The following is a 14,421-nucleotide window of genomic DNA, read 5'->3' on the forward strand; positions in this document are numbered from 1 at the left end:
AAGGATAAAATATCTTACCTATAAGCAAGAGCAGAGTAAATTTTCATAGCCTATTCGAAATCAAATCATTTAAGTTATATTTACCTTTTTATATAAATAGACAAAAATTCGTTATAGCAATAAATATCTTTCTGTTTTTTCTCTTCTTTATTTTTTGTATTTTTGTATACGTTCCTGCTCGTAAATAAAAAATTTATTTTTATTTTAGCAAACGCTTGCGTCATGAGATGAGATGCGTATAATTCGCCACAATTTGTCAGGAGAAATTATGAACGCTGCGACTCTATTTTTTACAGAGAAGACCTCCACTGCACTGCCTTCTGGCGGCCTGGACAGCTTATTTTTCCCCTCCGTATTTGAAGAAAAGCCCCTCATTGAGGGGCTTTTTTTTGGCCTATCCTCGAACATGTCAAGCTGACTCAGGAGAACAACGATGCCGAATCCTTTATACCACCGCGACATAATTTCTATTAATGACCTTGATCGCGCAGACCTTGAGCTCGTGCTCAAAGTGGCCGCCTCTTTAAAAAAACAGCCACAGCCTGAATTTTTAAAACATAAGGTTGTGGCCAGTTGTTTTTTTGAAGCGTCTACCCGAACACGTTTATCGTTTGAAACAGCCATTCACCGCTTAGGGGCTTCGGTGGTCGGCTTCTCTGATAGCACCAATACATCATTAGGTAAGAAAGGTGAAACTCTTGCCGATACGATTTCGGTTATCAGCCAATATGTTGATGCGATAGTCATGCGTCATCCTCAAGAAGGTGCTGCTCGTCTGGCCAGCCAATTTGCAGGGCAAATTCCAGTCATCAATGCAGGAGACGGCTCAAACCAACATCCAACCCAAACATTACTCGACCTGTTTACGATTCAAGAAACGCAAGGCCGCCTTGAAAACTTGCAAGTAGCAATGGTCGGCGACCTGAAATATGGCAGAACCGTGCACTCGTTAACACAAGCACTCTCTAAATTTAAAGGTAATCACTTCTATTTTATCGCCCCCGAAGTGTTGTCGATGCCAAGCCATATTTTGCATATGCTTGAAGAAAAAGGGGCGACTTATAGCCTGCATAGTAATATCGATGAAGTGATGCCTGAAATAGATATTCTGTATATGACTCGCGTTCAAAAAGAACGTTTAGACCCTTCCGAGTACGCAAACGTCAAAGCACAGTTTATTTTACGCGCCGAAGACTTACATACAGCAAAACCGAATTTAAAAGTATTGCACCCGCTACCACGCATCGATGAAATCACTGTTGATGTCGATAACACGCCATACGCTTACTATTTCCAACAAGCAGGGAATGGTATTTATGCGCGACAAGCCTTGTTGTCTCTGGTGTTAAATAAAGAATTAGCAATCTGAGGAGAAAATAACCATGACACATGATCATAAATTACAAGTTGAAGCTATCAGCCACGGTACTGTCATCGACCATATTCCTGCTCAAATTGGTTTTAAATTGCTAAAACTGTTTAAACTTACCAAGACGGATGAGCGTATTACCATTGGGCTAAACTTACCCTCAAGCAACTTAGGCAAAAAAGACATTATCAAAATTGAAAATACTTTTTTAACGCCTGAGCAGGCTAATCAGTTAGCCATGTATGCGCCAGAAGCCACAGTTAATCGTATTGAAGATTACCAAGTAGTCGAAAAACTTGAGCTCACATTGCCAGAACACATTGATAATGTGCTTATTTGTCCGAACAGCAACTGTATTAGCCACAATGAACCCGTATCAAGTAGCTTCCGCGTGAAGAAAATTGAGAAAGAGGTCGCACTTACTTGCCGGTTCTGTGAAAAAGAATTCGATAGAGACGCCGTGATCAATAATCAGTAGCTTATTTTGTGTATATACTCGTCATACTTCAAATTGCTTGGATATTGCATTCTCTTTGCACCGACAAGCAAATTGATATATTTGGAGTATAGTATCCAATAACTCATTGAATTATTTTCTTTATGTGATGAATCGGAGTAGTTATGTCATACGAAATCAATACAGACAACGCACCAGCAGCAATTGGCCCTTATGTTCAAGGTGTCGATTTAGGCAGTATGGTTATCACTTCAGGCCAAATCCCTGTTGATCCAAAAACAGGTGAAGTACCTGAAGATATTGCGGCACAAACTCGTCAATCACTGGCTAACGTCAAAGCGATCCTAGAAAAAGCCGGTTTAAGCGCTGCGGACATCGTAAAAACGACCGTATTTGTGAAAGATTTGAATGATTTTGCAACGGTTAATGCAACCTACGAAGAATTCTTCAAACAACACAATGCACCATTCCCAGCACGTTCATGTGTTGAAGTAGCTCGCCTGCCAAAAGATGTCAAAATCGAAATCGAAGCGATTGCAGTACGTAAATAATTACGTACTTGGCAAAGCAATTCGATGATTTGAGCTGCCCTCGACTATATCGATTTGAGGGCAGTATTTTTTATTTATTCCCTCTCTTTTTATTTTTATTTCTGCGCTTTTGATATTCATACAAATTATTTTTTTCCTTGTTTTGGATCAAACAATCACTATCTATAAAAAAGCAATAACCTATATATTGTGCTTTAATTACCACACAGGACACAATATGTAGTGTTTATTCACATTTTATCCACAGACTTAGCCAACACGAAAGCGATAACAAGCATATGGCATGTTTACGTCTGTGGATAACTAATCAAGGAGTATGATTGTGGGAACGGTTGTTATTAAAAGAGATGGTTGTCAGGTCAATTTTGACCTTCCGAGAATCCAAGAAGCGGTCAAGCGTGCTGCAGCTGCCGTGAATGTTAAGGATGACGATTACTGTCTTCAGGTTGCTTCTGCTGTGGCAGAGCAACTTTGCAGCCGTGACAAAGTGGATATTCGTGAGATCCAAGATGCGGTAGAAAACCAGCTAATGGCCGGTCCGTATAAAGATTTAGCACGTGCCTATATAGAATATCGCCATGATAGAGACAGTGAACGTGAAAAACGCAGCCAGCTCACTCATGACATTCGTGGGCTTATTGAGCAAAGCAATGTTTCTCTGCTCAATGAAAATGCCAACAAAGACAGTAAAGTGATCCCAACTCAACGCGACTTGCTTGCGGGCATTGTAGCTAAACACTATGCCAAACAGCATATTTTACCTCGCGATGTGGTACAAGCTCATGAAAAAGGTGAAATTCACTATCATGACCTCGACTATGCGCCATTTTTCCCGATGTTTAACTGTATGCTGATAGACCTTGAAGGCATGCTAACTAACGGTTTTAAAATGGGCAATGCGGAAATTGAGCACCCAAAATCAATTTCAACCGCAACAGCGGTAACGGCACAAATTATTGCACAGGTTGCTAGCCATATTTATGGCGGAACGACCATCAACCGTATCGATGAAATTTTAGCGCCTTATGTCACGACAAGTTACGAAAAACACTTAAAAGTCGCTAAAGAGTGGAATATTGCAGATGCTGAAGGATATGCACAAAGCCGCACCGAAAAAGAATGTTATGATGCATTTCAATCTTTAGAATATGAAGTCAATACACTGCACACCGCAAATGGTCAAACCCCATTTGTTACCTTTGGCTTTGGCCTTGGTACATCAAAAGAAGCCCGCCTTATCCAGCAATCTATCCTCAAGAATCGCATTGCGGGATTAGGTAAAAATCGTAAAACAGCGGTTTTCCCAAAACTGGTATTTGCCATTAAAAAAGGCTTAAACCACCAGCTCGGAGATCCTAATTATGATATCAAACAACTTGCTCTGGAATGTGCCAGTAAACGCATGTATCCCGATATCCTCAATTATGACAAAGTCGTTGAAGTAACAGGTTCATTTAAAACACCAATGGGTTGCCGCAGTTTCTTAGGGACTTATGAAGAAGATGGCAAACTCATTCATGATGGACGCAATAATATCGGCGTTATTAGCCTCAACCTGCCCCGTATTGCCATTGAAGCGCAGGGAAATGAAGATGCATTTTGGGCATTACTTGATGAGCGTCTTGTCATCGCTAAAAAAGCACTGATGACCCGTATTGCTCGACTCGAAAACGTCAAAGCACGTGTTGCGCCAATTTTATATATGGAAGGTGCATGTGGTGTAAGGTTAAAAGCAGACGATAACGTTGCTGAAATATTTAAACATGGTCGAGCATCCATTTCGTTAGGATACATTGGTTTACATGAAACCATCAATGCGTTGTTTGGCAACCAAACCCATGTTTATGACAGTGAACAGCTAAGGGAAAAAGCCGTCGCCATCATCAATCGCTTACGCCAAGCGACCGACGAGTGGAAAGCCAAAACCGGTTATGGCTTTAGCTTATATAGTACCCCTAGTGAAAACCTTTGTGACCGTTTTTGCCGTATTGATACTGCCGAATTTGGCGTGATCCCCGGCGTTACAGATAAGGGTTATTACACTAACAGCTTCCACTTAGATGTTGAAAAACAAGTTAATCCTTACGATAAAATTGATTTTGAAGCACCTTACCCACCACTCGCCAACGGCGGTTTTATTTGTTATGGCGAGTATCCAAATCTACAGCACAACGTTAAAGCGCTAGAAGATGTGTGGGATTATAGCTATGAGCACGTCCCTTACTATGGTACTAACACACCAATAGATGAGTGTTATGAATGCGGCTTCTCAGGTGAATTTTCTTGTACCAGTAAAGGCTTTACCTGCCCGGCTTGCGGTAACCACGATACTAATCGAGTCTCCGTGATCCGCAGAGTTTGCGGCTATTTAGGTAGCCCTGATGCAAGGCCATTTAATGCGGGAAAACAAGAAGAAGTTAAGCGCCGAATTAAACATTTAGGTAATGGTCAGTTAGGTTAACCGATGAATTATCACCAGTATTATCCCGTTGATGTGGTCAATGGCCCCGGTACTCGCTGCACGCTGTTTGTTTCAGGTTGCGTACACCAGTGCCGTGGTTGCTATAACCAAAGTACATGGCGTGTCGATTCAGGTATTCCATTTACTCAAGAAATGGAAGATCGGATCATTGAAGATTTGCAAGACACTCGCATCCGTCGGCAAGGGCTTTCCCTCTCCGGCGGAGACCCTCTTCATCCGGCGAATTTACCCGCCATACTTAGATTAGTGAAGCGAGTCAAAGCGGTTTGCCCCGATAAGGATATCTGGTTGTGGACCGGCTATAAATTGAATGAGCTAAGCCTAGAACAGCAAAAAGTGGCTCGGCTGGTCAATACCTTAATTGATGGGAAATTCGAGCAAGATTTGTATAACCCAAGCCTAGTGTGGCGCGGTAGCAGTAATCAAGTGATCCACAAACTTCGTTAAGCCTTACGTTCCCAATGCAACTTAGTACCAAAGCCTAATTTATTATCGACCATTTTGACTTTCTGCAAGTGAAGCTGCCAAACAGGCAGTTTCGCTGTCAATGCAATCGGAAATCGCTGGCAATAAAAGTCTCGAGCGGATTGTTCTGCTTCACCTTCCAATACTCTAATATTCCCAATAAACTGCACCCCTTGGATTTTACTGACATCTTTGGTTTGTGCCGATATGGTTCCTGCAACCTGCGGATTAGCTTGCATCAATTGACCATGTTTGGAATTTGGGTCTGTCATGAAAGTCAGGCTCATTGCCTGCGCATCAAATGCATAATAACAACTGGCAGGCCAGATATCATTGTCGTGGGATGTGAATAAGGAAAAGACGTGTTGGCGTGAAAAGTAACGCTGGATATGTTGTAGGGTCTGTTCTGAGGTCATCGTGAGTTCCAATGTTAAACCGTTCAGAACACGCTCATAAAAATACCTGAGCGTGTTTAAGCTGTTCTGAACGTTGGCACTAAATTCTCACTACTATACGCTAAATCATTCGAGCTTTTGCTCTAAAAATTAGCCTAAGCTTTTATTCTAAATATCAGCTTAAGCTTTTACTCTAAATAATTCGAGTTGCAGCTAGGCGGTAAGTGAGTAAATCCCTGGGAGCGTAGATAACTACGTTACTAGGGTTTACGAACGCGACCAACAACGCTGCGGCTCGAAGTATGACGAGTAAATTATTTATAAATTGCGGCAACACCATTCATTTCATTTTCGCCACCAGCAGAGATGACACGGAACGAAGTTGCACCAGCTTCATCAGCTTTTTTGGCTAATTGTGCGGTTAAGTCATTTACACTGACTGCACCCGTTACAGAAACATAGCCAGTTGCAGGTTGGCTAGAATGTTGAACTTCTTCAGCCGCCATTGAACCAAATGAAACAGCACCTAAAGCTAAAGCAGCAGCAAATAATGTTGATTTTTTCATGATATGTTCCTTTTGTGAATTTGATTTTTAACAGGGTTTTTTACTCTCTCCCTGTGATATGGATCATATTATGCGCTTTAATCCGGAATGAAAATTAGCTTATTTTGCTATAGTTATTCAATTTATTTGAATGATAACCTATATTGAGGTTACAAATTTATGACAGCTTAATACCCTTTTTTATTTATAATTTAGTATGTTATAAACATTTACTATCAAGAGTATATTCGACTTAAACCCTGATATTTTTCCTTATATATCAGCACAGAATGATAAAATCAGCCCATTAATATAACGCTATGACACAAAATAACTGGTATTTATATCTAGTCAGAGAGAAAAATAACGCATTGTATTGTGGGATCACCACCGATGTGCAGCGTCGTTTTACACAGCATAAAGAAGGAAAAGGGGCTAAAGCATTGAAAGGCAAAGCACCACTCACATTAGCCTTTCAATGTGTAATAGGCTCTCGTTCGGCAGCGTCACAGTTGGAGTATCAAGTTAAACAATTAAGTAAAAGCAAAAAAGAAAGGCTGGTCATTGACCAGCCTAATAATCTTATTGATTATTTGCAGCGCTATACACTGTCAAAATGAGCGGAATAAGTCACACTGCCTTTGTGTTCCCCTATTTCACCATTTTCTAACCCACAAAGCATAAAGTGAGCTTGTAAGTCAGGCCATTGGCAATGAACGCCATGATTTGATGCGGGCTCAAAACCAAAACGATTGTAATAATGTGCATCGCCCAATACCACGACAGCACCATAACCAAACTCATTTAAGCTATCTAAGCCTTCATAAACCAATTTTTCGCCAATACCTCTTGGTATGCTTTACTGACTGCAAGCGGCGCTAGGCCAACCCACTGCACATCTTCGCCATTTACATCAACAGGGGTGAACCCCACATAACCAATCACTTCACCATCATCGTTAGTCGCAACTACACCAAGGGTGAGCAAACCATCTTCCCGTAAACGCTGAACGAGATCAGCTTCCGCTTCTGTCGGGAAAGTATCGCGTAACAGTGTGTCGATCCCCATCGCATCTACAGGGATTTCCACTCGGATCAACATGATGTTAACACAGGTGATTTATGCTCTGCGCCCTCATCGTCTTGCACTGTTTTGATAATATCGGCCAGTTGCAATAGTGTGAAACGCAATGGTGACGGCATATTTTCAAGCTCGAAGGCATCCATTAAGTTTTTTACATACAAACCTAATTCAGTATCACCCTCAATAACTAATCTACGCTGAAAAAATAAGGTATCAGGGTCTTCTTTACGGGCAGCAATTAAAATGAGGTCATTGGCATTACCACAAACGCTGACATCTGCCTCAGCCTGTTTTTTAACCGTTAAATTACCCTCTTGCAGGCTAATAAACCACACTAGGCCTAAGTCATTTACTTCGACTTTTAGCCATTTACCTTCAAGAAAATCGAGTTCACCTTCTTTTACCGACTCACGAAACTGCCAACTTAATAGCTGTTCAAGTACCTGACGCTGTACGGCGAATGGGGTCACTTTTAAGGGTAGCTTCAGTAACGAAGGACCTTTAGTTATCAGTTGAGAACGAATTTTACTTAACACAGTACTGACTCCCGTATCAATTGACTGTTGTCCATTTTCGCGTAACTACTTGGTTGGAGTAGCAGCTCGAATTATTTAGGATAAGATATTGTACACTCAAAATAATTAAAGTCGCATATCATATACATGTAACAACCATGCAGCTTGAAGTATGAAAAGTATCTACTCAAAATAATTTAAGCTGCGTATAGGCGACAAGTAAAGCTATCCCGATGAGCATACATAAGTATGTGCTTCGGGTCGCTGAGCGCAGGCAACAGCTATGCAGCTTAAAGTATGAAGAGTATCTTGCCAAAAAATCACACAATAGGTTAGATCCTACATCAATTTTTGCGCATATCACCAATCTTTATTTTTAATCTGTCAGTTTGATAACGAATACGGATATCCATTAACAATTTCTCTGCTCTAAATCAAAATGCATAACAGTTTCTTTGACTAGTATGTGTGCTGTTAAATTTTATACAGGGATAGGTACAATGGAATTACTCTGTCCGGCAGGTAATCTACCTGCTTTGAAAGCTGCTGTGGATAATGGTGCCGATGCCGTCTATATTGGGCTGAAAAATGATACCAACGCTCGCCATTTCGCAGGGCTCAATTTTACTGAAAAAAAACTGCATGAAGCAGAACGATATATCCATAGCAGAAAACGAAAATTGCATATTGCGATCAATACGTTTGCTCATCCCGATGGCTACCAACGCTGGCAAAACTCGGTTGATCTTGCTGCCGATCTTGGCGCTGACGCCTTGATCCTAGCGGATATTGCGATGCTAGAATACGCCGCGAATAAATATCCACACATTGAAAGGCATATATCCGTACAAGCTTCGGCAACCAATACGGAAGCTATCCGCTTTTATCAACGTAATTTCCAAGTACATCGTATTGTTCTTCCTCGCGTTTTATCCATTCATCAAGTGAAACAACTGGCTAAAAATAGCCCAGTTCCACTCGAAGTTTTTGCCTTTGGCAGCCTATGTATTATGGCTGAAGGACGTTGCTACCTCTCCTCTTACCTCACCGGGGAATCACCCAATACGGTAGGCGCTTGTTCACCAGCGAAATTTGTTCGATGGCAACAAACTGAAAATGGCATGGAATCACGGCTCAATGACGTATTGATTGATCGCTATGAAAAAAATGAAAATGCCGGTTATCCAACCCTCTGTAAAGGGCGTTATCTCGTTGATGGTCAGAAATATCACGTATTAGAGGAACCAACGAGCCTGAATACTATTGAGCTACTTCCTGATTTAATGGCAGCCAACATTGCTTCTGTCAAAATTGAAGGCAGACAGCGTAGCCCTGCTTATGTTACCGAAGTCACCCGCATATGGCGCCAAGCGATTGATCGCTATAAATCCAATCCTGAGCAATTTGTTGCTGACCCTAAATGGATGAAAGTACTCGGTAATCTTTCAGAAGGAAGTCAAACCACATTAGGCGCTTATCACCGTAAGTGGCAGTAATCGAGGAGAACATCATGCAGTATGCTTTAGGGTCAGTTCTCTATTACTGGCCAAAACAAACATTAAGCGATTTCTACCAACTCGCCATGCAAAGTGAAGCCGATATTATTTATATTGGTGAAACTGTCTGTAGTAAGCGTCGTGAGATGAAGCCCAATGATTGGATAGAACTGGCGCGTCAACTAGCAAAAAGTGGAAAGCAGATAGTACTCAGCTCACTGGCTTTATTACAAGCGCCCTCCGAATTAAAAGAAATCAGTAAGTTAGTCGATAATGGCGAATTCCTCGTTGAAGCCCATGATTTCGGTGTAATAAATATGCTAGCAGAGAAAAAGCTACCTTTTGTCGCCGGTCATGGTCTGAACTGCTATAACGCACAGACGTTGAAAATTTTACTGCGCGAAGGAATGACCCGCTGGTGTATGCCTGTTGAGCTTTCTCGTGATTGGCTAGCCAATCTACTCAATCAATGTGATGAATTGGGGATCCGCGGTAAATTTGAAGTCGAGGTGATGAGTTACGGGCATTTACCCCTAGCCTATTCTGCTCGCTGCTTCACGGCCCGTGCGGAGAATAAACAAAAAGATGAATGTGAAACCTGCTGTATAAACTACCCGCAAGGCCGCGAAGTTTTATCTCAAGAACAGCAACAAGTCTTTACCCTAAACGGGATACAGACCTTAAGCGGTTACTGCTACAACCTTGGAAATGAATTGGAATCGATGAAAGACTTGGTTGATATCGTGCGTATTTCCCCTGAAAGTGAAGCATCACTGGATATCATCGCCCAATTTAAAGCCAACGAAACAGGACTGGCACCACTGGTTATCGCCGATAAAAGCTGTAATGGCTATTGGCGACAAATCCCGGGTCTCAATATGGCACCTTAGAATAGAGAAAGGCTGGATAATATATCTAGCCTTTATAGAAAGCCATACTTCAAGTTGTAGGATTGTTGGCTGTACGCATCTTGAGTTACTTTGGAATGATGGGTTAGGATCGAATCGGAGTTCATCACCAACAATAGTGACATACTTAACCAAATAGCTCGCTATGCGATCCAATATCAATAAATGTGACTAAATTCGTATTATCCGAGAGCCGATAAACCAGAAGAAAATCACCACCAATATGAAGTTCTCTTGCTCCCTTCCACTCACTGCCTTCTAACTCATGATCAAAATATTGTGCAGGAATCGTTTTTTGGGAAAATAAAATCTCCATGATGATTACTGCCTCATTCATATCCCTACGACCTGCTTTATTATATCTTTCCCACGACTTTTTAAATGTCGATGTATAAGCAATCTGCCTTGGCTGTTTAGCTCGCTTACTGTTTAGTTTTTGCATCACTTTTTGTTAGCTCCAACATCATCTCATCAAGGGAAGAATACTGTTGTTCAATGAGTGTCGCTTCCTCTAATGCGCGAGCTGTTTTTATAGATGGTTGCTTACGTTTAATCTCAAAAGGAATACATTGCTCCTGTACAACCTGTTCTAAGAACAAACGAATAGCAGCACTAATGGTTAACCCACAGTCCTGCAAAACACTTGCAGCCTCAGCTTTTAATTGCTTATCAATACGACTACGAACATCGGTAGTTTTTAATAGAGCCGTCATAGTATACCTCTCAAAAGCCAAATTGTAGCTACGATGTAGCTACATTAATTAATGAGTATATCACCAATGTATTTTATTGTCATTGACTGGATACGCTGACAATTACTTATGAACTCTTCTACGCCAGCGATTAAAAACATGGCTCAGATGACGCAATTCCCCGTCTCGCAACATCCCGATAAATACGCCAATTACCGTGTAAATTACCCCTAATATCAGCATCATCACAATATCCATTAAGATACCGCTAAAGGGTAGTCCCATTTGGTTAATACCCGCCATCGCACTTGTCGCCCATGTTGAAGGCAAAGCTGAGGCAATCATCCGAACCCAATCTGGCATGGCTTGCAACGGCCAAATCGTGCCTGACATGTAAAATACTGGTGTGGTAATAAACGCAAGCGTCAGATAAATCATTTCCACGCTACGTAAGCATTCGGTCACTAACTTGCCAAGACCGATAACCGCCAGCAAGAACGGGAAGGTTAACATCCAAATTTGATATAATGGTGCTTCTTGACGATAACCCAGTATCCATGGCCAAAGCGCAAAAAATACCGTCGATAAAAATAACCAAATCGGAATTAATGCTGATAATGCACCAAGATAGACCGCTAGCGGTGGTTTTCCTTTTGGCGTAGAACGAATGGCAATACTCACTCGTACACAGGCAATTAAGAGGGAATGCTGTAACAACATCACCAATAAACCAGGAAAGACAATCGCTGCAAAGCTCACGCCTGGGTTATACAAAGGCTCTGTTTCGCTACGAATCGGCGTAATAATGATTTTTGCCTGCTCTTTGCTATAGCCTGCTTTCTCTAATAATTGTGTATTAAAAGTATTCAGTAACGTTTGATAGGCTTTCGATAATTCCTGCTGAATTTGACCACTCGCTAAGCGGTTCGTCGCATCACCATACACCGGTACGGTAATGTTTTTGCCGCTGAGAAGATGCTGTTCGAAATCCGTTGGAATGATAACAATGGCAAATAAATGCCTTGCTATCATATCTTGTTTTGCTTGTGCTAAATTATCATAACCATGTAGCTGAACTTTTGGTGTTGCATCGAGATCACGAATTAATTCACGGCTTGCCGTGCTGTGATCCATATCGATAACTGCAACCGGTAAATCCCATAATACCGGTTTTGCATACACTAAACTCATCACACATAAAGAGACAATCAGCAGCAGCCACATCGGTTTCTCTAGCATTCCCAAAAGGACTTTGCGAAATGTGGCAAAATACACGCTCATCAAGCTACCTCCCCTTGTGTTCCTAACCGTTTAACCAGTCGTTTTCGGATCAAGAAAGCGGTAACAATTGGATAAATCAGCAAAAATAAGCAAACTTGTACAATTCGTGAAAATGAAATTTCCCGTAAGAAAATATCAAACATGGCATTCAAGGTGTGAGTAAGTGGCTCAATATTTGAGATAATTTGTGCGGGTAAAATCATCGATAACTCAGGAACCGCCATGCCCGAAAAGGCCAACGCAATACTCACTAACATCCCGATAAGGCTATAAGCCATGATAGCGCTGGATGTAAAGCTAAACAGCAGCAAACCAATACTTTGCGCGGCAATCACATAGAAAAAGCCCACCATCATCATATAAAGCGGATTACCGACGACTTTGGCATCAAAGATTGTCACTAACGCGGCTAATTCGATGATTAATAAGGTAGTGAAAAATAGGGTATACGGTGCCATTTTACCGAGCAACGCTGTGGCAAACGGTTTCACACTTTGAAGTGTCGTGCCTCGTGACATGGTATAAATGGTGGCTGTTACCACAAAAAGCTGCAACATATGAATGGTCGCGGCGAATTGCTGATAATAGATATAACTCCCACTTGGATTAAACAAACTGTCATAAGACAAGGTGACTTGCGCTAAAGGCGGTAATGAGCGCCCCATTGATTTCGCCATTTCTTGACGATACTTGGCGTTTAGCTCCGCAACTAGGCCACTAAAATCTTGAATGGCATAACTGCCCGACGCATAAAATAAGGCATTGTAATACATCCGTAGCTCTGGCTGACGACCCCGTAAGGCATCCTCCTCAAAATTATGAGGAATATAGAGCAATGCGTAGTCTTTTGAGCTTCCTAAACGTTTTAACGATGTCTCAAGATTATCATCAATTGTTTTAACATCTGCATGAGGCCCTGCATTTAGGTCACGAATAATTTGTCTAGAAGCTGGGCTATGGTTATTGTCTACCACTGAAACAGGCAGATCCATCAATGTTCCTTCTGAAAAGTTAGCACTAACTAACGTGAATAGCATCAGAGGGAATAACCAGCTTAACCAATGAAAAACCGGGCTACGGATAGCCATTTTTGTTTCACGGCTAAACGCGTGCTCAAAACCATGCCAAGCGAACTTAAATTTCATTCCAGCACCTTTACTTATCCCAGTGCCATAGAACACTCATTCCAGGTCGCAGACCCTCAATTGGCTCAAGCGGGTAAAGACGTATTTCAAAGGTTTTTAAATCGAAATCCCCCGTTGCTCTTGTGGCACGTTTGGTTGCGTAATCCCCTTTTGGTGCAATATAGCGAATTTCGGCTTCAATCAATTTATTGCCTAATGCAGGCACATCGAGCTGAACTTTATCGCCTTTTTTGACATCGACTAAAATATCTTCTCGCAAATTATAAATAAAATAAGATTGCGGTATGCGGATCAGTGAAACTAATGGGCTGCCAGCATTAAATAGCTCACCAATTTCGGCTGGAATTGGGCCAACTTCCCCCTCTACAGGGGCTTTAACTTGTAAATCATCAAGCTGTACCTGTATTTCCGCTAATTTTTGGTCAGCTTGATTCAAGGCTGCCTCATATTGGTGGCGCAATTCAATTCGGTCACCGTGAAGCCCCTCTTCTAAGCGCGCTTTTGCCCCTTGTACCTGTTGAAAAGCCACATCTTTTGCTTTACGAGCACTATCGAGTTCGTTTGCAGAGACATAGCCTTTACCTGAAAGGCTATTGAGCCGAGCAAATTCGCGTGTCGCATTTTGATACTGTGAATTAGCTTGTGCCAATGATGCTTGCAAATCACGTAGCGTTTCTTCCCGAGTCCCGTTGATTGACAAGTCTAACTGAGCCTGTGCTTGAGCCTTCGCCGCCTGCAAAGCAGCATACTGCGCTTGCAGTTCTGGGCTTTCTAACGTCAGTAAAAGTTGACCTTTTTTGACATCATCACCCCGCTCAACATGGCGTTCAATTACTCGCCCTTTTGCCTTTGAGGTCACGATAACCTCTGGCGCATCAACTTCCCCTTGTAACAATAGGTATTGATTGTGGGAATGAAAAAGTGCAGCTGCAGCTATCAAGATCAGCATCAGCAAAATCAGTACTATTGTTCTTTTTTTCATTATTTATATGAACCTTAAATAATAACGGGGGAAACTATCATCCCTAGAGTATGAC

Annotated in this window: 16 protein-coding genes and 1 pseudogene; 8 read left to right on the forward strand and 9 right to left on the reverse strand. The window is 41.7% G+C overall.

From position 1 onward, the window contains the following. Nucleotides 1-433 precede the first annotated feature (433 nt). The 5 genes from pyrB to nrdG all read left to right on the forward strand — a co-directional run bounded on the left by pyrB (nucleotide 434) and on the right by nrdG (nucleotide 5,306). The gene (gene pyrB / locus M998_RS08810) at nucleotides 434-1,369 is read left to right on the forward strand and encodes an aspartate carbamoyltransferase (RefSeq protein WP_068439962.1); all 936 of its coding nucleotides are present in this window, start codon (nucleotides 434-436) and stop codon (nucleotides 1,367-1,369) included. A gap of 13 nt (nucleotides 1,370-1,382) precedes the next feature. Beyond that, on the forward strand, nucleotides 1,383-1,847 hold the full coding sequence (gene pyrI / locus M998_RS08815; RefSeq protein ID WP_068439960.1) for an aspartate carbamoyltransferase regulatory subunit: 465 nt from the start codon (nucleotides 1,383-1,385) through the stop codon (nucleotides 1,845-1,847). Nucleotides 1,848-1,990: 143 nt separating this feature from the next. Continuing rightward, a complete protein-coding gene (gene ridA / locus M998_RS08820; protein WP_068439958.1) occupies nucleotides 1,991-2,377 on the forward strand; it encodes a 2-iminobutanoate/2-iminopropanoate deaminase in 387 nt (128 codons plus the stop codon). 322 nt (nucleotides 2,378-2,699) lie between these two features. Continuing rightward, nucleotides 2,700-4,838, forward strand: coding sequence for an anaerobic ribonucleoside-triphosphate reductase (gene nrdD, locus M998_RS08825; RefSeq protein ID WP_111750976.1), 2,139 nt, complete (start codon nucleotides 2,700-2,702; stop codon nucleotides 4,836-4,838). A gap of 3 nt (nucleotides 4,839-4,841) precedes the next feature. Continuing rightward, on the forward strand, nucleotides 4,842-5,306 hold the full coding sequence (nrdG, locus tag M998_RS08830) for an anaerobic ribonucleoside-triphosphate reductase-activating protein (RefSeq protein WP_068439954.1): 465 nt from the start codon (nucleotides 4,842-4,844) through the stop codon (nucleotides 5,304-5,306). On the opposite strand, the gene M998_RS08835 is transcribed toward nrdG, so the two are convergent. Next, nucleotides 5,303-5,740 (reverse strand): YhbP family protein, encoded by a 438-nt coding sequence (locus M998_RS08835; protein ID WP_068439952.1) that lies wholly within the window; start codon nucleotides 5,738-5,740, stop codon nucleotides 5,303-5,305. The two genes, nrdG and M998_RS08835, sit on opposite strands and share 4 nt — an antisense overlap. Before the next feature lie 293 nt (nucleotides 5,741-6,033). Next, nucleotides 6,034-6,285 (reverse strand): YdgH/BhsA/McbA family protein, encoded by a 252-nt coding sequence (locus tag M998_RS08840; protein WP_068439950.1) that lies wholly within the window; start codon nucleotides 6,283-6,285, stop codon nucleotides 6,034-6,036. Between the two features lie 299 nt (nucleotides 6,286-6,584). Between M998_RS08840 and M998_RS08845 the strand changes: the two genes are divergently transcribed. After that, entirely contained in the window at nucleotides 6,585-6,884 is a 300-nt protein-coding gene (locus M998_RS08845) for a GIY-YIG nuclease family protein (protein WP_068908516.1), read from the forward strand. On the opposite strand, the pseudogene M998_RS08850 reads toward M998_RS08845, so the two are convergent. Beyond that, nucleotides 6,866-7,365: pseudogene (locus tag M998_RS08850) on the reverse strand (GNAT family N-acetyltransferase). The gene M998_RS08845 and the pseudogene M998_RS08850 overlap by 19 nt on opposite strands. Continuing rightward, a complete protein-coding gene (ubiT, locus tag M998_RS08855; RefSeq protein ID WP_068908517.1) occupies nucleotides 7,359-7,883 on the reverse strand; it encodes a ubiquinone anaerobic biosynthesis accessory factor UbiT in 525 nt (174 codons plus the stop codon). Before ubiT ends, M998_RS08850 begins: the two are co-directional and overlap by 7 nt. A 479-nt stretch (nucleotides 7,884-8,362) precedes the next feature. Here ubiT and ubiU point away from each other — a divergent pair, with 479 nt between their 5' ends. Then, nucleotides 8,363-9,358: a ubiquinone anaerobic biosynthesis protein UbiU gene (gene ubiU, locus M998_RS08860; protein ID WP_068908519.1), complete on the forward strand. Its 996-nt coding sequence runs from the start codon at nucleotides 8,363-8,365 to the stop codon at nucleotides 9,356-9,358. Nucleotides 9,359-9,372: 14 nt separating this feature from the next. Beyond that, nucleotides 9,373-10,248, forward strand: a complete 876-nt coding sequence (locus M998_RS08865) for a U32 family peptidase (protein ID WP_068908521.1) — start codon at nucleotides 9,373-9,375, stop codon at nucleotides 10,246-10,248. 145 nt (nucleotides 10,249-10,393) lie between these two features. On the opposite strand, the gene M998_RS08870 is transcribed toward M998_RS08865, so the two are convergent. From M998_RS08870 to M998_RS08890, 5 genes are all read right to left on the reverse strand, one after another. Further along, the gene (locus tag M998_RS08870; RefSeq protein WP_068908523.1) at nucleotides 10,394-10,708 is read right to left on the reverse strand and encodes a type II toxin-antitoxin system YafQ family toxin; all 315 of its coding nucleotides are present in this window, start codon (nucleotides 10,706-10,708) and stop codon (nucleotides 10,394-10,396) included. Further along, on the reverse strand, nucleotides 10,689-10,979 hold the full coding sequence (locus tag M998_RS08875) for a type II toxin-antitoxin system RelB/DinJ family antitoxin (RefSeq protein ID WP_068908525.1): 291 nt from the start codon (nucleotides 10,977-10,979) through the stop codon (nucleotides 10,689-10,691). Before M998_RS08875 ends, M998_RS08870 begins: the two co-directional genes overlap by 20 nt. 102 nt (nucleotides 10,980-11,081) lie before the next feature. Beyond that, complete coding sequence (locus M998_RS08880) at nucleotides 11,082-12,239, reverse strand: ABC transporter permease (RefSeq protein WP_068439935.1); 1,158 nt, start codon at nucleotides 12,237-12,239, stop codon at nucleotides 11,082-11,084. Next, nucleotides 12,239-13,384 (reverse strand): ABC transporter permease, encoded by a 1,146-nt coding sequence (locus M998_RS08885; RefSeq protein ID WP_068439934.1) that lies wholly within the window; start codon nucleotides 13,382-13,384, stop codon nucleotides 12,239-12,241. The genes M998_RS08880 and M998_RS08885 overlap by 1 nt, the downstream gene beginning before the upstream one ends. A 10-nt stretch (nucleotides 13,385-13,394) precedes the next feature. Then, on the reverse strand, nucleotides 13,395-14,366 hold the full coding sequence (locus M998_RS08890) for an HlyD family secretion protein (RefSeq protein ID WP_068439932.1): 972 nt from the start codon (nucleotides 14,364-14,366) through the stop codon (nucleotides 13,395-13,397). Nucleotides 14,367-14,421 lie beyond the last annotated feature (55 nt).

This window comes from Providencia heimbachae ATCC 35613 (assembly GCF_001655055.1).
Taxonomy (GTDB): Bacteria; Pseudomonadota; Gammaproteobacteria; order Enterobacterales; family Enterobacteriaceae; genus Providencia; species Providencia heimbachae.